The organism is Vibrio sp. S9_S30 (genome assembly GCF_014694455.1).
In the GTDB taxonomy this organism is placed as follows: Bacteria; Pseudomonadota; Gammaproteobacteria; order Enterobacterales; family Vibrionaceae; genus Vibrio.
Map to the genome: position 1 here is coordinate 90,535 of NZ_JAAUWT010000007.1, position 23,049 is coordinate 113,583.

Genomic DNA, 23,049 nt, shown 5'->3' on the forward strand with positions numbered 1-23,049 from the left:
TTCTTACTCCGAAATAGATTCAACAGTTAGACCACGCTTAGCAGCAACCATCTCAGGAGACTTCATGCCACTCAGACCATCGATCGTCGCGCGAACGATGTTGATAGGGTTCGTAGAACCGTATGCTTTAGCAAGTACGTTATGAACACCTACAACTTCAAGTACTGCACGCATCGCACCACCGGCGATGATACCCGTACCTTCTGCAGCTGGCTGCATGTAAACTTTTGAGCCAGTGTGACGACCTTTCACCGCGTGGTGAAGAGTTCCGTCGTTAAGCGCGACAGTAACCATGTTACGGCGTGCTTTTTCCATTGCTTTTTGAATCGCGGCTGGTACTTCACGAGCTTTGCCGTAACCGAAACCAACGCGACCATTACCGTCACCAACAACAGTTAGTGCAGTAAAACTAAAGATTCGACCACCTTTAACCGTTTTAGAAACACGGTTAACAGCAATTAGCTTTTCGTGCAAATCTGTAGCTTGTTGTTGTTCTTTAGCCATCTTCCAACCCTACCTTAGAATTTCAGACCAGCTTCGCGAGCAGAATCTGCTAGCGCCGCTACTCGACCGTGGTATTGGAAACCAGAACGGTCGAAAGCAACATCGGAGATGCCTTTTTCGATAGCGCGCTCAGCAATAGCTTTACCTACAGCTTTAGCAGCGTCAACGTTACCAGTATTCTTAACTTGCTCACGGATCGCCTTTTCTACAGTAGAAGCGGCAGCGATAACCTCAGAGCCGTTTGATGCAATAACCTGTGCATACACGTGACGAGGAGTGCGGTGTACAACTAGGCGAGTCGCGCGAAGTTCTGCAATCTTACGACGTGCACGTGTAGCACGACGGATGCGAGATGCTTTCTTATCCATAGTGTTACCTTACTTCTTCTTAGCTTCTTTAGTACGCACATTTTCATCTGCGTAACGAACACCTTTACCTTTATAAGGCTCAGGCTCACGGTAAGAACGAATGTCAGCCGCAACCTGACCAACAAGTTGCTTATCAGCACCCGTTAGTACAATTTCAGTTTGGCTTGGACATTCAGCTTTAATACCCGCTGGCACTTCGTGCTCAACTGGGTGAGAGAAGCCTAGAGTAAGGCTTACTGAGTTGCCTTTGATAGCAGCACGGTAACCAACACCCTTAAGAGTTAGCTTCTTGGTAAAGCCTTCAGTAACACCAACAACCATGTTGTTTGCAAGTGCACGAGCTGTACCAGCTTGTGCCCATGCATTAGCTGCACCTTCGCGTGGACCGAAAGTGAGCTGGCTTTCTTCTTCAGAAAGTACAACTGCGTCATTGAATACACGAGACAATTCGCCTTTAGGACCTTTAACACTAAGTTCTTGGCCGTTTAGTTTCACCTCTACGCCAGCTGGAATAGCGACAGGTGCTTTAGCAACACGAGACATAGTCTACTCCTTTACGCTACGTAGCAGATGATTTCACCACCAAGACCTGCTTTACGAGCAGCGCGGTCAGACATCAGACCCTTGGAAGTGGACACTACAGCAACACCCAAACCGCCCATCACAGTAGGTAGCGAGTCTTTGTTTTTATAGACACGCAGACCTGGACGTGAAACACGTTGGATTTGCTCGATTACTGGTTTAGCTTGGAAGTACTTAAGAGTAACTTCTAGCTCTGGTTTTGCTTCGCCGTCAACAGCGAAGTCTACGATGTAACCTTCAGCTTTAAGAAGTGCAGCAATTGCAACTTTAAGCTTTGAAGAAGGCATTTTAACAGCAACTTTGTTTGCTGCCTGACCGTTACGAATGCGGGTCAGCATATCCGAAATCGGATCTTGCATGCTCATAGATTTTACTCCAAATGATTAAGTGGCAATTACCAGCTAGCCTTACGAAGACCCGGAATCTCGCCTTTCATGCAAGCTTCACGAACCTTAATGCGGCTTAGACCGAATTTACGTAGGTAACCGTGTGGACGACCAGTTTGGTTGCAACGGTTGCGCTGACGTGATGCACTTGAATCACGTGGAAGAGATTGCAGTTTCAAAACTGCATTCCAACGATCTTCTTCAGATGCGTTAACATCGCTAATGATAGCTTTAAGCGCTGAACGCTTCTCAGCGAACTTAGCTACTAGCTTCGCACGTTTAGTTTCGCGCGCTTTCATTGATTGTTTAGCCATAACAGTAACCCTTCACCTTACTTACGGAATGGGAAGTTAAAGGCAGCCAGCAGAGCACGGCCTTCCTCATCGGAGCTTGCAGACGTCGTGATAGTAATATCAAGACCGCGTACACGATCGACTTTATCGTAGTCGATTTCCGGGAAGATGATTTGCTCGCGAACGCCCATGCTGTAGTTACCACGACCGTCAAAAGACTTCGCGCTAACACCACGGAAATCACGTACACGTGGAAGTGCAATCGAGATTAAACGCTCGAAGAAATCCCACATACGTTCGCCACGTAAGGTTACTTTACAACCAATTGGGTAGCCTTCACGAATTTTGAAACCTGCAACAGACTTACGCGCTTTAGTGATAAGTGGCTTTTGACCAGAGATCGTTGCCATATCAGCTGCTGCGTTTTCTAGCAGTTTCTTATCGTTGATTGCTTCACCAACGCCCATGTTTAGGGTGATTTTTTCAATCCTAGGGACTTGCATGACGCTTGAGTAGCCGAACTCTTTGGTAAGCTCAGCAACTACAGACGACTTGTAGTAATCATGCAGTTTCGCCATAGTAGAACTCCAAATTACTTTCTATTAGTTAGAAACAGTTTCGCCGTTTGATTTGAAGAAACGCACTTTTTTACCTTCTTCAAAACGGAAACCGATACGGTCCGCATTACCAGTAGCCGCATTGAAGATTGCAACGTTAGAAGCATCAATTGCTGCTTCTTGTTCAACGATGCCACCTTGTTGACCAAGAGCCGGTACAGGCTTTTGGTGCTTCTTAACAAGGTTGATACCTTCAACGATAACTTTACCAGTTTCAAGAACCTTAGTTACTTTACCGCGCTTGCCTTTATCTTTACCAGCAAGAACGATTACTTCGTCGTTACGACGGATTTTAGCTGCCATTTTGTGCCGCTCCTTACAGAACTTCTGGAGCCAGTGAAACAATCTTCATGAATTTCGCATTACGAAGTTCACGAGTCACTGGACCAAAGATACGTGTGCCGACTGGTTGCTCAGTAGTGTCATTCAACAATACACAAGCATTACGGTCGAAGCGAATGACAGAACCATCTGGGCGACGTACGCCTTTTCGAGTGCGCACTACCACCGCTTTCAGGACATCACCTTTTTTAACTTTACCGCGAGGAATTGCTTCCTTAACAGTAACTTTGATGATATCTCCGATATGTGCATAACGGCGGTGAGAGCCACCCAGAACCTTAATACACATTACTCTACGAGCGCCGGAGTTATCCGCAGCGTCGAGTGTACTTTGCATTTGGATCATTTTAGTGCTCCGCTAAATATTAAAACTAGACCCTTCACGGGTCGGGCTGCCTCTTTATAAGGGCTGCGAATTGTACCACCCTTTTATGTACTTGGGTAGCCAAAAAATAAGCGGCTCCAAAAATAATTGGAGCCGCTTTTCATCGTATCAAAACGAAATTAAAACTTCGCTTTTTCTACAATTTTCACCAAAATCCAAGATTTTTTCTTAGACAGTGGGCGACACTCACGAATTTCAACGGTATCGCCTAGGCTACACTCGTTGTTTTCATCGTGTGCGTGCAGTTTAGTCGTGCGTTTTACGAACTTGCCGTAAATTGGGTGTTTCACCATACGCTCGATAACAACAACGATAGACTTGTCCATCTTGTCGCGTACTACACGACCCTGTTGAGTACGAATTTTGTCGCTCATTATGCGCCTGCCTTCTCAGTCAAAACAGTTTTCACGCGTGCGATATCACGGCGCACAGCTTTCAGAGTATGAGTTTGCTGTAACTGACCAGTTGCAGCTTGCATGCGCAAGTTGAACTGTTCGCGTAACAAATTCAATAGCTCAGCGTTAAGCTCCTCGACGCTTTTCTCGCGTAGATCTTGTGCTTTCATCACATCACCTGCTTAGTTACAAATGTAGTTTTTACAGGCAGTTTACGCGCCGCAAGGCGGAACGCTTCACGTGCCAACTCTTCAGGTACGCCATTCATTTCGTACATTACCTTTCCAGGTTGGACTTGGGCTACCCAGTACTCAACGTTACCTTTACCCTTACCCTGACGAACTTCAAGCGGTTTTTCTGTGATAGGTTTATCTGGAAAAATACGAATCCAGATTTGACCTTGACGTTTAATGTGACGTGTCATAGCACGACGAGCCGCTTCAATCTGACGAGCAGTGATACGACCACGGCCTACAGCTTTTAGACCGAATTCGCCGAAGCTTACTTCAGTACCTTTAGCTAGACCACGGTTGCGACCAGTCTGAACCTTACGGAACTTAGTACGTTTAGGTTGTAGCATCAGTCGACTCCTTACTTACGGCCTTTACGCTGCTTCTTAGGCTTATCAGCCTTTGGCTCTACAGCATTAGCTGCTGGCATACCGCCTAGGATCTCACCTTTGAAAATCCAAACTTTAATGCCGATTACACCGTACTGGGTGTGAGCCGAAGAAGTTGCGTAATCAATGTCAGCACGTAGAGTGTGTAGAGGTACGCGACCTTCACGGTACCACTCTGAACGTGCAATTTCAGCGCCGCCTAGACGACCACTTACTTCTACTTTGATACCTTTAGCGCCTAGACGCATAGCATTCTGTACCGCGCGCTTCATCGCACGACGGAACATAACGCGACGCTCTAGTTGAGACGCGATGCTGTCACCCACAAGTTGAGCGTCTAGCTCAGGCTTACGTACTTCAGCGATATTAATTTGCGCTGGTACACCTGCAATTTTTGCTACAGCTGCGCGTAGTTTCTCTACGTCTTCACCTTTCTTACCAATAACAACACCTGGGCGAGCGGTGTGAATAGTCACACGGATGCTCTTCGCAGGGCGTTCGATAACGATGCGTGATAGAGACGCTTTCGAAAGTTCCTTCATTAGGAACTGACGTACCTTGAAGTCGCCGTCTAGGTTGTCAGCGAAATCTTTGGTATTAGCAAACCATGTAGCATTCCAAGGCTTAACGATGCCAAGACGAATACCATTTGGATGTACTTTCTGACCCATTGCTTACTCTCCTAGTCTCTTAGCGATCTGCTACAACAACAGTGATGTGGCTTGAACGCTTCAAGATACGATCCGCACGACCTTTTGCACGAGGCATAATACGCTTCATGGTTGGGCCTTCATCTACGAAGATTTTAGCGACATTCAGATCGTCGATGTCTGCACCTTCGTTGTGCTCTGCATTCGCGATTGCTGATTCAAGAACTTTTTTGATTAACTCTGCAGCTTTTTTGTTGCTGAAAGTTAGTAGTTCAAGAGCCTGATCCACAGATTTACCGCGGATTTGATCAGCAACTAAGCGTGCTTTCTGAGGAGAAATACGAGCAAAGTTATGTTTAGCAATAGCTTCCATCATTTACTCCTTATTTCTTCTTAGCTTTCTTATCCGCAGCGTGGCCACGGTAAGTACGAGTAGGTGCGAATTCGCCCAGTTTGTGACCGATCATTTCTTCAGTTACAAATACTGGAACGTGCTGACGACCATTATGGACAGCGATGGTCAAACCGATCATTGTAGGAATGATCATTGAGCGACGGGACCAAGTCTTAATAGGCTTTTTGTCTCCGCTTTCCACCGCTTTCTCTACCTTCTTCAGCAAGTGTAGGTCAATAAATGGACCTTTCTTGAGAGAACGTGGCATGGCTTATCCTCTTATATAGATTACTTATTACGACGACGTACAATGTACTTGTCAGTGCGTTTGTTCTTACGAGTCTTGAAGCCTTTAGTAGGCATACCCCATGGAGATACCGGATGACGACCACCAGAAGTACGGCCTTCACCACCACCATGTGGGTGATCTACTGGGTTCATTACTACACCACGTACGGTTGGACGTACGCCGCGCCAGCGTGAAGCACCAGCTTTACCAAGTTCACGTAGCATATGCTCAGAGTTACCAACCTCACCGATTGTTGCACGGCCTTCAGATAACACTTTGCGCATTTCGCCAGAACGTAAACGGATAGTTACGTACGCACCGTCGCGAGCAACGATTTGAGCGTAAGCACCAGCCGAACGAGCTAGCTGAGCACCTTTACCAGGCTTAAGTTCTACACAGTGTACAGTAGAGCCTACTGGAATGTTGCGCATCGGCAGCGTGTTACCTGCCTTGATTGGCGCATCTACACCAGATTGGATCTTATCACCTGCTTGAACACCTTTTGGTGCAATGATGTAACGACGCTCACCATCTGCGTACAGAACTAGAGCGATGTTTGCGCTACGGTTTGGATCGTATTCTAGACGTTCAACTTTCGCTGGGATACCGTCTTTAGTACGTTTGAAATCAATGACACGGTAATGGTGCTTATGACCACCACCGATGTGACGTACTGTAATACGACCGTTGTTATTACGACCGCCATTCTTAGAGTTTTTCTCTAGAAGAGGTGCGTATGGCTTGCCCTTGTGTAGGTCAGCGTTAACAACTTTAACAACATGACGACGACCAGGGGAAGTCGGCTTACATTTAACAATAGCCATTTTTCAACTACTCCTGTTATTCCGCGCCGCCAACAAAGTCAAGATCTTGACCTTCTTTCAAAGTAACGTACGCTTTTTTAACGTCGCTGCGGCGACCTTGGCGTAGACCTTGACGTTTGGTCTTACCCTTAGTAATAAGAGTATTTACAGACTTAACTTCAACTTCAAAAAGCTTTTCTACAGCAGCTTTGATCTCTTTCTTAGTAGCATCTTGTGCCACTTTGAAAACGATAGTGTTCGCTTTCTCAGCAGCCATAGTTGCTTTTTCAGAGATGTGCGGAGCACGTAGAACTTTTAGGATACGCTCTTCAGTGATCATGCTAGCATCTCCTCAACTTGCTTAACTGCTTCTGCAGTCATCAGAACCTTGTCGAAAGCAACTAGACTTACTGGATCAATACCAGCCACGTCACGTGCATCAACTTTGTATAGGTTACGAGCAGCTAAGAATAGATTCTCATCTACTTCGCCAGTGACGATAAGAACATCGTTAAGCTCAAGCTCTTTCAGCTTAGCTACTAGCTCTTTAGTTTTTGGCGCTTCAACTGAGAAATTATCAACAACGATTAGACGCTCTTGACGAACCAACTCAGAAAGAATGCTCTTCATAGCACCACGGTACATTTTTTTGTTTACTTTTTGGCTGTGATCCTGAGGTTTCGCAGCAAAAGTAACACCACCTGAACGCCAGATTGGGCTACGGATTGTACCAGCACGTGCACGGCCAGTACCTTTTTGGCGCCATGGTTTAGCACCACCGCCAGATACTTCAGAACGAGTCTTTTGAGCACGAGTACCTTGACGAGCACCTGCTGCATACGCAACAACTACTTGGTGTACAAGAGCTTCGTTGAAGTCACGTCCGAAAGTAGTCTCGGAAACAGTTAGTGCATCAGCACCTTTAACTATCAATTCCATTACTTACTCCTAGACGTTATGCTTTAACAGCTGGTTTTACGATCACGTTACCGCCAGTTGCGCCTGGTACTGCACCTTTAATAAGAAGCAGATTGCGCTCAGCGTCAACACGTACGATCTCTAGGTTTTGAGTCGTTACACGCTCAGCACCCATGTGACCTGCCATTTTCTTGCCTTTAAACACACGACCTGGAGTTTGACATTGGCCAATTGAACCCGGTGCACGGTGAGACAATGAGTTACCGTGAGTCATATCTTGAGTGCGGAAGTTCCAGCGCTTAATAGCACCTTGGAAACCCTTACCTTTAGATGTACCAGTAACGTCTACTTTTTTAACTTCGTTGAAAAGTTCTACGCTTAGCTCTGAGCCAACTTCAAACTCTTCACCGTTTTCTAAACGGAATTCCCAAAGACCGCGACCAGCTTCCACACCTGCTTTCGCAAAGTGACCAGCTTCAGCTTTAACAACACGGTTAGCTTTCTTTGTACCAGTAGTTACCTGAATTGCAGCGTAGCCATCAGACTCAACAGTTTTCACTTGAGAAATACGGTTCGCTTCAACCTCAACAACGGTTACTGGGATAGAAACGCCTTCTTCGGTAAATACGCGGGTCATACCCACTTTACGTCCGACTAGACCAATCATTATTCTAATCTCCCTTAACCTAGGCTGATTTGTACGTCAACGCCAGCAGCTAGATCTAGGCGCATCAGAGCATCAACAGTTTTGTCTGTTGGCTCAACGATGTCGATTAGACGCTTGTGAGTACGGATTTCGTACTGATCACGCGCATCTTTGTTGACGTGTGGAGAGATAAGAACAGTGAAACGCTCTTTACGAGTAGGCAGTGGAATAGGACCACGAACCTGTGCGCCAGTACGCTTTGCTGTTTCAACGATTTCCGCAGTAGAAGCGTCGATCAGTTTGTAATCGAAAGCTTTGAGGCGGATACGAATACGTTGGTTCTGCATGAGACAGAGCTCCAATAATAATAAATTACACAAACAATATCGCCACTCATACTCACTAAAGCGAGAGAATGTCGATTGATTTATGTGAAACCGTAGTATCCAAATCGGATACATTGTCAGCTAATTTTCGATTAACTTTAGCTACTAAGTAGAAGAGTCAATTGTATTAACTGCGAACATAAGCTGAGTTTACATTACTAAGCGGAACGCTTACTCCTCATTGCTCATTGGTTCACAACTGGCTTAGCCAGTGCGCGGTATTATACAGATCACACCTTGGTATGCAATAGACGATGGATAAATAAACGGGAAGTTTTTAAGCAACAAAAAGCCGAAGCATTATAAATAGACTGCTTCGGCTTTCAATTCTATTTAATTCTCATCAACAAATTGCGCTTGTTGATAATTCTCAATACCGACTTTCTCGATGAGCCCTAGCTGTGTTTCCAACCAATCAACATGCTCTTCTTCGTCCTCTAAGATAGCTTGGAACAAATCTCTAGACACAAAGTCACGGACACTTTCAGCATACGCAATCGCGTCTTTCAAATCCGAAATAGCCGACATTTCGATTTTAAGATCACATTCAAGCATTTCTTTTGTGTCTTCACCCACCATAAGCTTCCCCAAATCTTGAAGGTTAGGTAAGCCTTCTAGAAACAGGATTCGCTCTATAAGATGATCGGCATGCTTCATCTCATCAATCGATTCTTCGTATTCTTTATCTGCTAAATGCTTCAGCCCCCAATCTTTGTACATTCTTGAATGTAAAAAGTATTGGTTAATCGCTACTAGCTCGTTCCCTAAAACAATATTAAGGTGCTGAATAATTTCTGCATCACCTTTCATGACAAAACCCTCCTTGATCGACTTCTATAACTTTAGAAGTAATCTCGAAGGTGTCAAAGCTATTTTAGTTTTAGGGCAGTCTCAAATATTGAGCACTAACCGACTTGCTTGAATAATGTTGATACGGTGTCGTGAAGAATCTCCTTGGCACTTTTTATGCACTTTCCACATTGAGATCCGAGAGGCGTACAGTGCCTAATTCCTTTAATGTCAGTCACTCCTTCTTCGAGAACAAGCTTCCTGATTTTTTTATCGGATACACCGTGGCAAAGACATACATACATTTTCTACATCCAATCCATTTACAATTAGAAATATAAACGAGAATGGTTAACATTGCCAATCTTATTGATATTCTACTTAGAATGATCGGTTATATAGGACATAGCAGCTAAAGAAGCATTTGAAATGGGAATAAAAAAAGGAGCCAAAGCTCCTTTTTAAGATACGATTATCGCAAAATCTTATTCAAAGATTTTCGCAACAACACCAGCACCTACAGTACGGCCACCTTCACGGATAGCGAAACGTAGACCTTCGTCCATTGCAATTGGAGCAATCAAAGTGACTGTCATTTGAACGTTGTCACCTGGCATTACCATTTCAACACCTTCTGGAAGTGTGATATCACCCGTTACGTCCGTTGTACGGAAGTAAAACTGTGGACGGTAACCTTTGAAGAATGGAGTGTGGCGACCACCTTCGTCTTTAGACAGGACGTAAACTTCTGACTCGAACTTAGTGTGCGGGTTGATTGAACCTGGAGCCGCTAGTACTTGACCACGCTCTACTTCTTCACGCTTAGTACCACGTAGAAGTGCACCAACGTTCTCTCCTGCACGACCTTCATCAAGCAGCTTACGGAACATTTCAACACCCGTACATGTCGTCGTAATTGTGTCTTTGATACCAATGATTTCGACTTCGTTACCCACATTTAGGATACCGCGCTCGATACGACCTGTTACAACCGTACCACGACCCTGGATAGAGAATACGTCTTCGATTGGTAGTAGGAACGGCTGGTCTACAGCACGCTCTGGCTCTGGAATGTAAGAATCTAGTGCTTCTGCAAGCTCAATGATCTTGTCTTCCCACTCTTTTTCGCCGTTTAGAGCGCCAAGAGCTGAACCTTGGATTACTGGTAGGTCATCACCTGGGAAGTCGTATTCTGATAGAAGCTCACGTACTTCCATTTCTACTAGCTCTAGAAGCTCTTCATCGTCAACCATGTCACACTTGTTCATGAATACGATGATGTAAGGGATACCAACCTGACGACCTAGTAGGATGTGCTCACGAGTTTGTGGCATTGGACCATCAGTCGCCGCAACAACTAGGATACCACCGTCCATTTGCGCAGCACCTGTGATCATGTTTTTAACATAGTCAGCGTGTCCTGGGCAGTCTACGTGTGCGTAGTGACGTGACGGAGTGTCGTACTCAACGTGAGACGTTGCGATTGTGATACCGCGCTCACGCTCTTCTGGAGCGTTATCGATTGATGCGAAGTCTTTCGCTTCACCGCCGTACACTTTAGCTAGAGTAGTACAGATTGCAGCAGTTAGAGTTGTTTTACCGTGGTCAACGTGGCCGATAGTACCAACGTTTACGTGCGGTTTCGTACGTTCAAATTTTTCTTTAGACACGATCGTGTTCCTTCCTAGTTATGATTCACCCTGAAATCTGCTCCAAGGTGCGCCAGAATTTGCTATTTTATGCGTCAACTTGCGTCAGCGCAATAGATTCGTTATTAATCAAATAACGATTATCCACGCTCTGAAATAATTGCTTCAGCAACATTTTTAGGCACTTCAGCGTACTCACTAAACTCCATAGAGTAAGAAGCACGACCTTGTGTCGCAGAGCGCAAGTCAGTTGCGTACCCGAACATAGCTGACAACGGAACTTGTGCACGAATTATCTTCAGGCCAGCTGTCCCCTCGTCCATGCCTTCAATGATGCCACGACGACGGTTAAGATCGCCTACCACATCACCCATCCAGTCTTCTGGAGTCGTTACTTCAACCTTCATCATCGGCTCTAAAAGAACAGGTTGAGCTTCAAGCGCACCGTTCCTAAAGGCCATGGAGCCAGCGATTTTAAACGCCATCTCACTTGAGTCGACATCGTGGTATGAACCATCGAAAAGTGTTGCTTTAACATCCAAAACCGGATAACCAGCCAACACACCGTTGTTCATTTGCTCCTCGATACCTTTCGATACGGAGCTGATGTATTCCTTAGGAACAGCACCACCAACGATCTCATCTACAAAAACAAAACCGTCCCCAACTTCTGCAGGTTCTAGCTTCAGCCATACGTGACCGTATTGACCTCTACCACCTGACTGGCGGACAAATTTGCCTTCAACTTCTGTGCTACCGCGGATGGTTTCACGGTAAGCAACTTGTGGTTTACCCACATTGCAATCCACACTGAATTCGCGCTTCATACGATCAACAATGATTTCTAAGTGGAGTTCACCCATACCGGAAATCAGCACTTGACCCGTTTCGTCGTCAGTTTCAACACGGAAAGAGGGATCTTCTGCAGCCAGTTTACCTAACGCAATACCCATTTTTTCCTGATCGGCTTGAGAACGAGGCTCAACAGCAATCTGAATGACTGGCTCAGGGAATTCCATGCGCTCAAGAATCAATTTATGATCTTGATTACACAGCGTGTCACCTGTTGTTACATCTTTTAGACCAACGGCAGCAGCAATATCACCTGCGCGAATTTCTTTAATCTCTTCACGCTTGTTTGAGTGCATCTGTACAATACGACCGAAACGTTCACGCTTTTGCTTAACGGAGTTATAGACGCTGTCACCAGTGTTCACAACACCAGAGTAAACACGCATGAATGTCAATGTGCCGACAAATGGGTCTGTTGCAATCTTAAACGCGAGAGCAGAAAATGGTTCGTTGTCGTCAGCATGACGCTCAACTTCATTTTCATCGTCGTCAATTCCTTTGATTGCAGGTACGTCAACAGGCGAAGGTAGGAACTCTATGACTGCATCTAATACGGCTTGCACACCTTTATTTTTGAACGCACTGCCGCATGTCGCCAGTACGATTTCGTTGTTTAGTGTACGAGCACGTAACGCGCCCTTGATTTCGACTTCTGTTAATTCGCCGTCTTCAAGATATTTATCCATTAACTCTTCGCTTGCTTCAGCTGCGGCTTCAACAAGGTTTGCATGCCACTCTTCAGCAAGTTCTTGCATGTCAGCTGGAATGTCTTCGTATGAAAACGTCATGCCTTGATCGGCTTCATTCCAGTTGATGGCTTTCATCTTGATAAGGTCGATGACACCTCTGAACTCATCTTCTGCACCAATGCTTAATTGGATAGGAACTGGGTTCGCACCAAGACGATCTTTAATTTGATTTACAACGCGTAGGAAGTCTGCACCTGTACGGTCCATTTTATTTACAAATACCATACGTGGAACTCGGTATTTATCAGCTTGACGCCATACAGTTTCGGACTGAGGTTCAACACCTGATGCGCCACAGAACACAACCACTGCACCGTCAAGTACACGGAGAGAGCGCTCTACTTCAATAGTAAAGTCTACGTGTCCTGGGGTATCAATGATGTTTACGCGATGATCTTGGAACTGTGCTTCCATACCACGCCAGAAGGTAGTAGTTGCAGCTGAGGTGATGGTGATACCACGCTCCTGCTCCTGTTCCATCCAGTCCATGGTTGCTGCACCATCGTGAACTTCGCCGATTTTGTGAGAAAGGCCAGTGTAGAACAGAATACGCTCAGTTGTGGTTGTTTTTCCTGCATCTACATGAGCACAGATACCGATATTACGGTAGCGCTCAATAGGAGTTTTACGAGCCACGATTGTATCCTCTTACTAAGGTTCACCTTAGAAAATAGAAAAGTGCTGCGAGAGAACTTCGCAGCACAGAAGGTATTACCAGCGGTAATGAGCGAACGCTTTGTTTGCGTCAGCCATGCGGTGAACGTCTTCACGTTTCTTAACCGCAGTACCTTTGTTCTCAGACGCGTCTAGCATTTCTGCAGCTAGGCGTTGAGCCATAGATTTTTCACCACGCTTACGCGCAGCTTCAACTACCCAACGCATAGCAAGAGCGTTACGGCGAACCGGACGAACTTCTACAGGTACTTGGTAAGTTGAACCACCCACACGGCGAGATTTAACTTCTACCGCTGGACGAACATTTTCAAGAGCTTCTTCAAATACAGCTAAGTGATCTTTACCAGATTTCTCAGCCATTACTTCTAGTGCAGTATAAACGATTTTCTCTGCAGTAGATTTCTTTCCGTCAACCATAAGGATGTTAACGAACTTTGCCAGCAATTCAGATTTGAACTTAGGATCTGGAAGGATCTTACGCTGACCAATTACGCGACGACGTGGCATGGATATTCTCCGTTGTCTTCTTCAGGTTATCCAAAACTTTTCAGTTTCTTCAAAAAATAAAAATGAAAATTTAGTGTTTGGCCTTACTTAACGCCTTTCTGTTTACAGAAAAGGGGCATTAAGACTTAGGACGCTTCACACCATACTTAGAACGACCTTGCTTACGGTCGTTTACGCCAGCACAGTCAAGTGCACCGCGAACAGTGTGGTAACGTACACCTGGAAGGTCTTTAACACGACCACCACGGATTAGAACAACTGAGTGCTCCTGAAGGTTGTGACCTTCACCACCGATGTACGAAGTCACTTCGAAGCCGTTCGTTAGACGAACACGACATACTTTACGAAGTGCTGAGTTAGGTTTTTTAGGTGTAGTAGTGTAAACACGAGTACATACACCACGTTTTTGTGGGCACGCTTCTAGTGCAGGCACGTTGCTTTTAACAACTTGCTTTGCACGAGGCTTACGTACCAACTGGTTAATAGTTGCCATTAACTAGCTCCTGAATTACTTGAAAGTAAGCTTTGTGAAAAATCTATATCCCCAAAATGCACCTATGTACAATTGGGGACGCAAAATTCTATGCAGCAGTGGTGTGAGTGTCAAGAAATATACAGATCTTTTTTAATAACTTAACTTGTCTCGCGAAAAACGCTCGAGGGAAGCGCAAAGCCTTACTGCATTTTTAGAAGGGATTAATGAATGCCAATGCGGTTTATTCCCATGTTACGTTGGATTCATGTGTTTCTGTGAGCGTAACCCAATCGTTGAAGCTGGCTTTAGCAACCGCCGTATCAATACAGCCACTCAACCCTCTTGCAACCACATCAGGCATCAGCACGTATATACCTAATTGACTGTTTAGGAGGCTTTCAAAACCTTGGTGATGCGTGATTGCGGCATAGACAGCATCCTCCACAAGCAAGATCGTATCTTGGGACGTTGCATATTGGATGGCTTCTTGTATTCCAGTAAGGGACTTGACGATGTGTAACATGTTCTTTTCTCAAAAAGTCAACGCTTTTCCCGCTGACTTCAATTTACTTGTGATTTGTTTTCTTGAGAGTTGGTCAACATCAATAACTAACTCAGCATTTTTTAGACCGCGCTCAGAAAGAGACTCTTTGCATACGAATACGTTTTCAATGTCATACAAATCGAAGAGTTTAAACATTGGAGCGTAATCCTTGCTGAGAATGTCAGAAGTATCTTGCAAAGCCAGTAATTGAGTAACACCATCACCGATGAATAACACCGTTATATCTTCGCAATATGCCGACGCCGCCAAAAGCGCATCGACCCCCTCTCGCCCAGAATTATGACCATGAGGGGAACTTCTAAATACAAATGTTAACTGGCTCAAAACTGAATCACTCTATCTTGGGTAAGCATTGCTTCAGCTAAGCTTCCCAAACCGGCTTGTTCAAAGCCATTGGCTAAATTATGTTGCATCAATTGGTGTTGTTCAGCCTCATTTTGGCTGACGACTCCGCGCCTTAACGCGGCTGCAACACATGTTTCCATACGAACACCATGTCTCTTGGCTAATTCTTGCCACGCTTTTGCCAGATTGAATTCATCATTCGCAGGCACTGATAGCTGTGTTCCGTTATATACGCCATCTTGATAAAAGAAAACGCTGACGAGCGTATGCCCTTTTTCAATCAATGCAGACGCAAATTGGTAAGCATGTCGTGCCGACTGAGTGCCATAGACGCCACCGTTGACCACTAAGGTATAAGTGAGGGATGCATTCACTTTTCACCATCCTCAGTCTTGCGCTGGCGAATATACAAGTAGACCGTGTGCTTGGAGATATTGAGTCTATCTGCAACACGATTAATCGCATCTTTTATGTCGAAGATACCCTTATCATAGAGATCCATAACAATCTGACGGTTTTTCGTATTATTGGAGACAGATTTATCGGCATTAATATCTTCAATAGTTCGCTCGACTGTTTGATCCACCAGCTCTTCCACATCGCTGGCAAAGTTAACGGAAGACGCCGCTTCTTTCGCTTCTTCATTCGGCATAAATGCTTGCAGAACTTGGGAGAAAGGGGCATCTAAATTGATATTGATACACAAAAGACCGATGACCCGATTGTCCCCATTGCGAATAGCAATAGTGATTGATTTCATCAACACTCCGCCCTTCGCGCGAGTAAAATAAGAGCGAGAGAAATTGCGTTCTGATCCTTCAATGTCCTTCAGCATTTTCAAAGCAAGATCCGTAATAGGCGACCCCACCTGACGTCCTGTATTTTCTCCGTTTGCAATTTTAATGGCAGAGGTATTGAGATCTTCAAGTGAGTGCAATACGATTTCACAGTGTGCGCCAATCAAGCTGGCAAGCCCATCGACCACCGCTTCGTATGAGCGAAGGATAATTTTATCGTGCTCAGAAAATGGCTTCACATCTATGGATTCCATCTCAAGCAGCGAATCTGCATAAATCGCATCTGATGTATTCACGTTCACCTTACCTAGTGCATATTTATTTCAATTATTTGCTAGAAGTTTATCAGAAAATTTTAATCGGGCACGGATAACCATACTATCTAGTGACTTAGAGCAAACATTGCCTTTATTTCCAATAGACAGACAAAAAAAAGAGCTCCGAAGAGCTCTCTTTAACTATGTAGACCAATGATTACTTAGTTGCCGTTTCGGCTTCGTCACCACCGTCAATTTCAAGTAGTTCCACTTCAAAGACTAACGTTGAGTTTGCTGGGATTGTCGGGGTGTCTTGCTCACCGTATGCTAGCTCAGGTGGAATAACAAATTTGTATTTAGAGCCCACTTGCATTAATTGAACACCTTCAGTCCAACCTGGAATCACTCGATTTAGAGGAAACGTTGCAGGTTGATCGCGATCGTATGAGCTATCAAACTTAGTACCATCAATCAGCGTACCAGTGTAATGCACAACAACTGTATCTGTTTCTTTTGGCGAATCGCCTTTAGCTGCGTTCAATACTTGGTAAAGAAGCCCAGACTCAGTCGCTGAAACACCTTCTTGCTTAGAGAACTCCGCACGGAAGTCATCACCTGCTTTCTTCGCAGCCGCAGCCTTCTCTGCCGCTTGTGCTTCCATTAATTTAGCAACGCGTTGATCTAACGATTCCAACGCCGCTCGAATTTCATCTTCATTAAGAGCGGCTTGCTCACTAAATACATCTTCAATACCTTTTAGTACAAGCTCTTTTTTCAACTCAATACCGATTTCTTTAGGCTTTTCAATACTTGTATTTAAGTAGTTAGCAAATGATACACCAATGGAGTAAGCGGCTTTTTCATCTTCGTTCTGGAAGGTCACAGCTGGAGCAGATTGTTCTACTTTCGTGATTTCCTCAACTTTTGGTTCTGATTTTACTTCTTCTTGACAACCTACAGCTAGAGCTACTGTTGCAGCTAGCAGTGACGCTTTAAACAAAGGCTTCATTTAATTCTCCAAATTATAAATTCTTGGTCAGAGAGCCTCTCCGACTTCAATGAAATATCTTGTACAGTTTCGTGCAAAAAAGTGGTGGTATCAATATACTGGTTTCATGTCCACTTACACAAACCGGATTTCTACAGCGATGCGAACAGTTTCTCACTCCGTGGTTATAACCATTGCTATTCTTTTGTTAAATGGTTGCTTCTTTACACAAAAAAATGATCAGCGATGGGTTATTGAACCCTCTGGCGCAACCAGTTTTGGTTTGAGCCGAGACGGACGCTTCGCTTTACTTTATTCTCAAGAGCACCAATTGCTTCTTTGGGATCTTGAAAACAATGAAGAGCTTGCCCAATTAGGCGCTCAAGATCCTCAATCCAATACCGTATCCCACATCCGAATTGCCGACAACGGACGCTTTGCCATTACCGCAACACAACAGAATTTTGCTGTCTGGGATCTTGGCTGGACACAGGCCCAAGGACTCTGGTCTATCTCTGATGGCATTATCCGCGATATCGACATTTCCAGCAATGGTGAACAAGTTCTGCTGGGCTTATCAAATGGAAAAGCCATTTACGTGGATTTAGTCACCGGACGTCGTCTTGAGTTCCTTGCTCACAGAGAAAAAGTAAATTCTGTGGCCCTCTCCCCAAATGGTCGTTTTGCTCTGTCTGGAGGCAATGACTACATCGCGTATTTATGGGACACCCAAACAGGGATGGCTCTGTATAAATTTGAGCACGATTCCAGAATCAATCGGGTTGCCCTGCAGCGCGATGGCAAGCTTGCTTTTACCTCTGATGGTTCTAACGGTGCATTTATCTGGGACTTATCAAATGGGGAGAAAGTATCTGAGTTGAAAACGTTCCAACGGCAATTGATATTCACATCGGCACGCTTTTCTGATGATGGTCAGAGACTTGTGACTGGCACGCCTGGTGGCCGAGTCATATTATGGGATGTGCAAAGTGGAAAACGTCTTGATTACTGGGAAGTCGAACCGCAAAAAGATGCTCGCCCTCCCCGTGCTGTCGTGTATGATGCGTCCTTCGATAAACAACAACGAATTATTTCTGGTACGTCAGCAGGTATTGCTCAAGCGTGGCAGATTGAAACTGAGTAAACACCATGCAAAGCGATAAACAGCTGCAAACGCGTATTGAAAATTTGGAATGTCAACTTGCCTTTCAAGAGCAAACCATTGACGAGTTGAATGACGCATTAAGCCAACAGCAATTGTTGATTACGAAGATGCAGGACCAAATGAAATATGTGGTCGGTAAGATGAAAAATATGGATTCATCAAACTTGGCGGACGCCTCTGAGGAAACGCCTCCGCCACATTATTGATTGGATTAGCGTAATTGATCGAATTCACTTCGGGGGCTGAGGACGAAAACGATTTTACTCATCAGAAAAAATCTTAACGAGCAATTTCCCCTCCGTATCGATACTAGCTCGATACATACCAGAGCTATTCATACTGAAATGAATGTCGCCCCGCTCGTCTATGGCGATCAGACCACCTTCTCCCCCCATGGATTTCAGCTCGCCTTGAATGATTGTTTCACACGCGACATGAATATCTTCTTTTAAATACTTCATGCGAGCAGCAACGTCTGCGGCCACTGTTTTTCGAATAAAGTATTCACCTATACCCGTGGTAGATACCGCAACATTGCCGTTTTCAGCGATGGTTCCACACCCAATCAACGCCGAATCGCCTACACGACCATATTTCTTATTTGTTACTCCGCCGGTACTGGTTGCTGCGGCTAAGTTTCCTTGTCTATCCAACGCGACGGCACCAACAGTTCCATATTTTTTATCGTCAGGATATTTCGACTCTGATAAGGCAAACAATCCTTTTTCTTTCATGATTTTCAACTGGTCATAACGACGCTCAGTATAGAAATAATCCTGCTCGGTGTATTCATGCCCTTGTTCAAACGCAAACTCTTCTGCACCTTCTCCAATCAATAAAACATGATTGCTGTTTTTCATCACATCACGAGCAAGGACAATAGGGTTCTTGATATGACGTACTCCAGCGATAGCACCCACTTCACTTTTCGCCCCATGCATCAGAGATGCATCCATTTCAACCATTTCACTATTGGTGAGTACAGAGCCTCTTCCCGCATTAAATAGTGGGCAATCTTCCATAACTTTAACGGCTTCAACGACCGCATCAAGCGCATCCCCTCCTTCAGACAACACTTTATGACCCACCTTCACAGAGAGGGTCAATGCCTGCTGAAATTCAGCACGCATTTCTGTCGTCATTTTGTCTCTTAAAATGGTTCCAGCACCACCATGTATTGCAATGGAAAACGGCTTAGTCATCATACTTTCCTAAATCAGATTTACAGCTTCGATAATTTCTCACAACCCACAAAAAAACGCCAACTGAGTCATCAGTCGGCGTTCTCAATGTTATCCGTTTAAGGTCGCTTGACTATAAGACCTTAAAAATTAGTGAGATCCGCAACTTCCACCGCCACAGCAGCCATCTTTCTCTTTACCATGGCTGTGGTCATGGTCGTGATCGTGGTCACCACCACAACAACCGCCTTCTTGATGGATATGTCCGTGCTCAATTTCGTCGGCTGTTGCTTCACGCGTTGCAATGACTTCTACATCAAAAGTCAGAGACTGACCTGCAAGCATGTGATTACCATCAACAACAACGTCATCACCATCCACTTCTGTCACTTCGACAGGGATCTGCCCCTGATCCGTATCCGCTAGAAAACGCATACCCACTTCAATTTCATCTACACCTTGGAATACATTGGCTGGTACGCGCTGTACCAGTGCATCATTGTGCTCGCCGTAAGCGTCTTCTGGAGAAACATTCGCGGTGAACTTATCGCCTGCCACTTTACCCTCCAGCTCTTTCTCAAGACCTGTGATTAGGTTGTTGTGACCGTGAAGGTAGTCCAATGGCGCGTCGCTAGTTGACTGATCAACAACCACACCGTCTTCCGTTTTCACTTGGTATGCCAGACTAACAACCACGTTTTTTTCAATTTTCATGATGACTCCAAGGAGGTTTTGAAATCCTGGGAGAAAATGGATCCCCAGGAAAATGATGAATAACCCCGCTATTATGGGGACGAAATATCAAAACACAATAAAAGCGCAGGTTTCTTTATTTTTATACGCTTAATCCGGCTTAAAGATGCCAATCATGTTTTGTGTGGCATGCTCGCTTTTTTCCACAGATTGAGTTGTTCTCTGTTCAACATAGTTGCAGTCAACACATTCAACCACTTCCACGTTATTTTCTTCCCACCAACGTAAGGCATCTTTTTCTTTACATTGCGGGCATGCGGCGCCAACGATAAATCTTTTTTTCTGTTTCACGTTCACCTCTACTCCCAATTTTGGCGGGAATCATTTTCCATTTCACGACCAAATATCTCTTCCAATTCCTTGCGCGCTTCCTTCGCCCGCATAGCCAGCTCTTTATCTTCGCTGTGCTCTGGAAGTAACTCTTCCAACATTTTCATATCGAGCTTTTTGAAGTGCGACGTTGCGCGTTTTGCTTGGTACGGATGCATCCCAAGCTGGGTCAATGTCTGTCGACCTAAATCCAATGCCCCTAAAAAAGTTTCACGAGAAAACGCATCAACACCATGATTCATTAATTGATATGCCTCTACTCGGCTTCGAGCTCGTGCCAACACTTTTAAATGTGGAAAGTGGTGACGGCATAAACCCACTATTTTCATCACCTCATTCGGTGAATCGGTACAGACCACTATCGCTTCTGCCTTTGCGGCACCTGCCGCTCTCAATAAGTCGAGTTGAGTCGCGTCGCCATAGAACACCTTGTACCCAAACTTCCTAAGAAGTTGAATCTGACTCGCGTCACTTTCTAACACGGTAATACGAATCTTATTTGCATACATTAAACGCCCAACAACCTGACCAAATCGCCCAAACCCAGCAATAATCACTTTTGGTCTACGATCAATCACGTCCGATTTCATGCCACCACCATCATTGATAGTTCGGGAAAACCAGCTTTTTTGAATGAGGAGCAATAAAGGCGTCGTCACCATGGAAATACTCACCACCACCAGCAAGAATGCACCCAGTTCTGGATCCAAAAGGTTCTCAGCCTGTGCCGCGGTAAAAATAACAAAGGCGAACTCGCCTCCTTGGCTGAGTATGACTGCCATTGAACTTCGTGCTTTTGCACTGGTACCAAACAACCGTCCCAACATGTACAGTACGCTGGCTTTAATCGAAATCAGTAGGACAACAGCCACAAGAACTTCGATCGGCTCAATCACTAACAGCCCAAGGTTTACCGCCATACCCACGGCAATAAAAAACAACCCCAGTAATAACCCTTTAAAGGGCTCAATGGCGATTTCTAATTCATGGCGATACTCACTTTCAGCAAGCAGAACACCCGCAAGAAAAGTACCTAACGCCATCGATAACCCTAGCTGCTGCATGATTAACGCAATACCGACCACTAAGAGCAGCGCGGTAGCCGTAAACAATTCACGCACACCGGTTAATACGATGTATCGAAAAGCGGGTCTCAGAAGATAGTGACCTATCACTAACAGACCGACAATGCCGCCTAAAATTTTCAGCGCATCTAGCCAATCGCCACCGGATCCCCCCGCTAATATTGGAATGATTGCAAGCATTGGGATGACGGCAATATCTTGAAACAGCAATACAGCAAAACCAGACTGCCCCGTTTCAGTTCCTGTCCAGCCCTGCTCCTCTATTACTCGCAAAGCGATAGCCGTTGAGGACAGCGCCAATCCCATCCCGATCACCAAACTACTCTGCCAAGACACGCCACCGTAATAGGTTATCGAGGAAATCGCGGCTGTTGTAATAAGCACCTGAGCTCCACCTAATCCAAGAATGGGTCGTCGCATTTGCCAAAGTTTGCTTGGGTTAAGTTCTAATCCAATTAAAAATAGAAGGAGCACCACGCCAAATTCAGCAAAATGCAATATGGCTTCTACGTCACTGATAAGCCCCATTCCCCAAGGACCAATCGCAATTCCCGCGAGTAAGTAACCCAGTACCGAGCCCAACCCCATACGTTGTGCCAATGGAACAGCCACCACCGCCGCAGAAAGGAAGATAGCGGTACTGGTGAGGATCTCATTCGTCGCAGCCATTCTTACTCCCACTCTCCAAAGGATTGAGCAGCCAATGCCGATAGTGTTCGGCATGCTGGTAACGCTCTTCATCCGTTGTGTTTCTCGCCCAATAAAGTGTGAGCGGATCTATCCAATGCATTCGACACAACAAAGCCGTTAACTCGAACGGCTGCAAGATCTCTTCCAATGGGTACTTGTTGTAACCGCCCGCCGCAAACGCATTCTCAGCCCCCCCTGTTGTGATCACACTTCGCCAGTATTTGCCAGCTAATGCGCTGCCTTCACCAAAGGCAAACCCTTTGCCGAGCACTCGGTCCATCCATTCTTTTAACAGGGCTGGGCAGGAGTACATATAAAGAGGGTGCTGAAAAACAATGACGTCATGATCGAGCAGCAATTGATGCTCGTGAGCAACATCGATAAAAAAATCTGGGTAATGCGCATAGAGATCATGAATGGTCACGTGATCTAACCCTCGGATTTGTTTGATCATCACTTGGTTTGCGACAGAGTTATCGGGATCGGGGTGAACGTAAATCACCAAAACCTTAGGCAGCGAATACGCTTTTTCTTGATTAACGGTCATGCTTTCTGACGTCTTCCTTCACGGCATATTGTTGTTTTTCCGTAGATCCATCATATCGCAAATTGCATAATGA

General features: G+C 45.2%; 37 protein-coding genes. 2 read left to right on the forward strand and 35 right to left on the reverse strand.

Going from position 1 to position 23,049, the window contains the following annotated elements; all coding sequences use genetic code 11:
• Positions 1-3: 3 nt before the first annotated feature.
• From rpsE to fkpA, 30 genes are all read right to left on the reverse strand, one after another.
• Positions 4-504, reverse strand: a complete 501-nt coding sequence (rpsE, locus tag HC752_RS10250; RefSeq protein ID WP_101111176.1) for a 30S ribosomal protein S5 — start codon at positions 502-504, stop codon at positions 4-6.
• Positions 505-518: 14 nt separating this feature from the next.
• Positions 519-872: a 50S ribosomal protein L18 gene (gene rplR, locus HC752_RS10255; RefSeq protein WP_101111177.1), complete on the reverse strand. Its 354-nt coding sequence runs from the start codon at positions 870-872 to the stop codon at positions 519-521.
• A 9-nt stretch (positions 873-881) separates the two neighbouring features.
• On the reverse strand, positions 882-1,415 hold the full coding sequence (gene rplF, locus HC752_RS10260; protein ID WP_190335046.1) for a 50S ribosomal protein L6: 534 nt from the start codon (positions 1,413-1,415) through the stop codon (positions 882-884).
• Positions 1,416-1,426: 11 nt separating this feature from the next.
• A complete protein-coding gene (gene rpsH, locus HC752_RS10265) occupies positions 1,427-1,819 on the reverse strand; it encodes a 30S ribosomal protein S8 (RefSeq protein WP_190335047.1) in 393 nt (130 codons plus the stop codon).
• A gap of 29 nt (positions 1,820-1,848) precedes the next feature.
• Complete coding sequence (rpsN, locus tag HC752_RS10270) at positions 1,849-2,154, reverse strand: 30S ribosomal protein S14 (protein WP_101111180.1); 306 nt, start codon at positions 2,152-2,154, stop codon at positions 1,849-1,851.
• Positions 2,155-2,171: 17 nt separating this feature from the next.
• Entirely contained in the window at positions 2,172-2,711 is a 540-nt protein-coding gene (gene rplE / locus HC752_RS10275) for a 50S ribosomal protein L5 (RefSeq protein WP_004398461.1), read from the reverse strand.
• A 24-nt stretch (positions 2,712-2,735) separates the two neighbouring features.
• Positions 2,736-3,053 (reverse strand): 50S ribosomal protein L24, encoded by a 318-nt coding sequence (gene rplX / locus HC752_RS10280; protein ID WP_190335048.1) that lies wholly within the window; start codon positions 3,051-3,053, stop codon positions 2,736-2,738.
• Positions 3,054-3,066: 13 nt separating this feature from the next.
• Positions 3,067-3,438, reverse strand: coding sequence for a 50S ribosomal protein L14 (gene rplN, locus HC752_RS10285; RefSeq protein WP_004398463.1), 372 nt, complete (start codon positions 3,436-3,438; stop codon positions 3,067-3,069).
• Between the two features lie 158 nt (positions 3,439-3,596).
• The gene (gene rpsQ / locus HC752_RS10290) at positions 3,597-3,851 is read right to left on the reverse strand and encodes a 30S ribosomal protein S17 (protein WP_190335049.1); all 255 of its coding nucleotides are present in this window, start codon (positions 3,849-3,851) and stop codon (positions 3,597-3,599) included.
• Positions 3,851-4,042, reverse strand: coding sequence for a 50S ribosomal protein L29 (rpmC, locus tag HC752_RS10295; RefSeq protein ID WP_004410456.1), 192 nt, complete (start codon positions 4,040-4,042; stop codon positions 3,851-3,853). Before rpmC ends, rpsQ begins: the two co-directional genes overlap by 1 nt.
• Complete coding sequence (gene rplP, locus HC752_RS10300) at positions 4,042-4,452, reverse strand: 50S ribosomal protein L16 (protein ID WP_190335050.1); 411 nt, start codon at positions 4,450-4,452, stop codon at positions 4,042-4,044. Before rplP ends, rpmC begins: the two co-directional genes overlap by 1 nt.
• 11 nt (positions 4,453-4,463) lie before the next feature.
• Positions 4,464-5,162 carry a 30S ribosomal protein S3 gene (gene rpsC, locus HC752_RS10305; RefSeq protein WP_190335051.1) on the reverse strand — a complete coding sequence of 233 codons (699 nt, stop codon included), beginning with the start codon at positions 5,160-5,162 and terminating at the stop codon, positions 4,464-4,466.
• A 19-nt stretch (positions 5,163-5,181) separates the two neighbouring features.
• Positions 5,182-5,514 carry a 50S ribosomal protein L22 gene (gene rplV / locus HC752_RS10310; RefSeq protein WP_004398468.1) on the reverse strand — a complete coding sequence of 111 codons (333 nt, stop codon included), beginning with the start codon at positions 5,512-5,514 and terminating at the stop codon, positions 5,182-5,184.
• A gap of 10 nt (positions 5,515-5,524) precedes the next feature.
• Positions 5,525-5,803 (reverse strand): 30S ribosomal protein S19, encoded by a 279-nt coding sequence (rpsS, locus tag HC752_RS10315; protein ID WP_004736729.1) that lies wholly within the window; start codon positions 5,801-5,803, stop codon positions 5,525-5,527.
• 20 nt (positions 5,804-5,823) lie between these two features.
• Positions 5,824-6,648: a 50S ribosomal protein L2 gene (gene rplB, locus HC752_RS10320; RefSeq protein ID WP_190335052.1), complete on the reverse strand. Its 825-nt coding sequence runs from the start codon at positions 6,646-6,648 to the stop codon at positions 5,824-5,826.
• A gap of 16 nt (positions 6,649-6,664) precedes the next feature.
• Positions 6,665-6,967 carry a 50S ribosomal protein L23 gene (gene rplW / locus HC752_RS10325; protein WP_038175168.1) on the reverse strand — a complete coding sequence of 101 codons (303 nt, stop codon included), beginning with the start codon at positions 6,965-6,967 and terminating at the stop codon, positions 6,665-6,667.
• Positions 6,964-7,566 carry a 50S ribosomal protein L4 gene (gene rplD / locus HC752_RS10330; RefSeq protein ID WP_190335053.1) on the reverse strand — a complete coding sequence of 201 codons (603 nt, stop codon included), beginning with the start codon at positions 7,564-7,566 and terminating at the stop codon, positions 6,964-6,966. The genes rplW and rplD overlap by 4 nt, the downstream gene beginning before the upstream one ends.
• Positions 7,567-7,582: 16 nt before the next feature.
• Positions 7,583-8,212, reverse strand: a complete 630-nt coding sequence (rplC, locus tag HC752_RS10335; RefSeq protein ID WP_190335054.1) for a 50S ribosomal protein L3 — start codon at positions 8,210-8,212, stop codon at positions 7,583-7,585.
• 14 nt (positions 8,213-8,226) lie between these two features.
• The gene (gene rpsJ / locus HC752_RS10340; RefSeq protein ID WP_001181007.1) at positions 8,227-8,538 is read right to left on the reverse strand and encodes a 30S ribosomal protein S10; all 312 of its coding nucleotides are present in this window, start codon (positions 8,536-8,538) and stop codon (positions 8,227-8,229) included.
• A 372-nt stretch (positions 8,539-8,910) separates the two neighbouring features.
• Positions 8,911-9,387, reverse strand: coding sequence for a bacterioferritin (gene bfr / locus HC752_RS10345; RefSeq protein WP_190335055.1), 477 nt, complete (start codon positions 9,385-9,387; stop codon positions 8,911-8,913).
• Positions 9,388-9,482: 95 nt separating this feature from the next.
• Entirely contained in the window at positions 9,483-9,671 is a 189-nt protein-coding gene (locus HC752_RS10350; RefSeq protein ID WP_190335056.1) for a (2Fe-2S)-binding protein, read from the reverse strand.
• Between the two features lie 180 nt (positions 9,672-9,851).
• Positions 9,852-11,036: an elongation factor Tu gene (tuf, locus tag HC752_RS10355; protein ID WP_190335057.1), complete on the reverse strand. Its 1,185-nt coding sequence runs from the start codon at positions 11,034-11,036 to the stop codon at positions 9,852-9,854.
• Positions 11,037-11,155: 119 nt separating this feature from the next.
• Complete coding sequence (gene fusA, locus HC752_RS10360; protein WP_190335058.1) at positions 11,156-13,252, reverse strand: elongation factor G; 2,097 nt, start codon at positions 13,250-13,252, stop codon at positions 11,156-11,158.
• A gap of 75 nt (positions 13,253-13,327) precedes the next feature.
• Entirely contained in the window at positions 13,328-13,798 is a 471-nt protein-coding gene (gene rpsG / locus HC752_RS10365) for a 30S ribosomal protein S7 (RefSeq protein ID WP_102523309.1), read from the reverse strand.
• Between the two features lie 118 nt (positions 13,799-13,916).
• Positions 13,917-14,291 carry a 30S ribosomal protein S12 gene (rpsL, locus tag HC752_RS10370; protein WP_004399892.1) on the reverse strand — a complete coding sequence of 125 codons (375 nt, stop codon included), beginning with the start codon at positions 14,289-14,291 and terminating at the stop codon, positions 13,917-13,919.
• Between the two features lie 223 nt (positions 14,292-14,514).
• Positions 14,515-14,796 carry a sulfurtransferase complex subunit TusB gene (gene tusB, locus HC752_RS10375; protein WP_190335059.1) on the reverse strand — a complete coding sequence of 94 codons (282 nt, stop codon included), beginning with the start codon at positions 14,794-14,796 and terminating at the stop codon, positions 14,515-14,517.
• A 9-nt stretch (positions 14,797-14,805) separates the two neighbouring features.
• Positions 14,806-15,162, reverse strand: coding sequence for a sulfurtransferase complex subunit TusC (tusC, locus tag HC752_RS10380; RefSeq protein ID WP_190335060.1), 357 nt, complete (start codon positions 15,160-15,162; stop codon positions 14,806-14,808).
• Positions 15,159-15,557: a sulfurtransferase complex subunit TusD gene (gene tusD, locus HC752_RS10385; protein WP_190335061.1), complete on the reverse strand. Its 399-nt coding sequence runs from the start codon at positions 15,555-15,557 to the stop codon at positions 15,159-15,161. Before tusD ends, tusC begins: the two co-directional genes overlap by 4 nt.
• Positions 15,554-16,234 carry a helix-turn-helix transcriptional regulator gene (locus HC752_RS10390; protein ID WP_194717343.1) on the reverse strand — a complete coding sequence of 227 codons (681 nt, stop codon included), beginning with the start codon at positions 16,232-16,234 and terminating at the stop codon, positions 15,554-15,556. Before HC752_RS10390 ends, tusD begins: the two co-directional genes overlap by 4 nt.
• A gap of 220 nt (positions 16,235-16,454) precedes the next feature.
• Positions 16,455-17,246 (reverse strand): FKBP-type peptidyl-prolyl cis-trans isomerase, encoded by a 792-nt coding sequence (gene fkpA, locus HC752_RS10395; RefSeq protein WP_190335063.1) that lies wholly within the window; start codon positions 17,244-17,246, stop codon positions 16,455-16,457.
• 139 nt (positions 17,247-17,385) lie between these two features.
• On the opposite strand from fkpA, the gene HC752_RS10400 reads away from it, so the two are divergent.
• Both HC752_RS10400 and HC752_RS10405 read left to right on the forward strand, forming a co-directional pair.
• Positions 17,386-18,369 (forward strand): WD40 repeat domain-containing protein, encoded by a 984-nt coding sequence (locus tag HC752_RS10400; RefSeq protein WP_190335178.1) that lies wholly within the window; start codon positions 17,386-17,388, stop codon positions 18,367-18,369.
• Positions 18,370-18,374: 5 nt separating this feature from the next.
• Positions 18,375-18,596: a SlyX family protein gene (locus HC752_RS10405; protein ID WP_190335064.1), complete on the forward strand. Its 222-nt coding sequence runs from the start codon at positions 18,375-18,377 to the stop codon at positions 18,594-18,596.
• 54 nt (positions 18,597-18,650) lie between these two features.
• Here the strand turns inward: HC752_RS10405 and HC752_RS10410 are convergent, their stop codons facing one another.
• The 5 genes from HC752_RS10410 to kefG form a co-directional block, all read right to left on the reverse strand.
• A complete protein-coding gene (locus HC752_RS10410; RefSeq protein ID WP_190335179.1) occupies positions 18,651-19,592 on the reverse strand; it encodes an isoaspartyl peptidase/L-asparaginase family protein in 942 nt (313 codons plus the stop codon).
• A gap of 129 nt (positions 19,593-19,721) precedes the next feature.
• The gene (slyD, locus tag HC752_RS10415) at positions 19,722-20,285 is read right to left on the reverse strand and encodes a peptidylprolyl isomerase (protein ID WP_190335065.1); all 564 of its coding nucleotides are present in this window, start codon (positions 20,283-20,285) and stop codon (positions 19,722-19,724) included.
• A 129-nt stretch (positions 20,286-20,414) separates the two neighbouring features.
• Entirely contained in the window at positions 20,415-20,615 is a 201-nt protein-coding gene (locus tag HC752_RS10420) for a YheV family putative zinc ribbon protein (RefSeq protein WP_190335066.1), read from the reverse strand.
• An 8-nt stretch (positions 20,616-20,623) separates the two neighbouring features.
• Positions 20,624-22,408 (reverse strand): glutathione-regulated potassium-efflux system protein KefB, encoded by a 1,785-nt coding sequence (kefB, locus tag HC752_RS10425; RefSeq protein ID WP_190335067.1) that lies wholly within the window; start codon positions 22,406-22,408, stop codon positions 20,624-20,626.
• Positions 22,392-22,976 carry a glutathione-regulated potassium-efflux system ancillary protein KefG gene (gene kefG, locus HC752_RS10430; protein WP_190335068.1) on the reverse strand — a complete coding sequence of 195 codons (585 nt, stop codon included), beginning with the start codon at positions 22,974-22,976 and terminating at the stop codon, positions 22,392-22,394. The genes kefB and kefG overlap by 17 nt, the downstream gene beginning before the upstream one ends.
• Between the last annotated feature and the right edge of the window lie 73 nt (positions 22,977-23,049).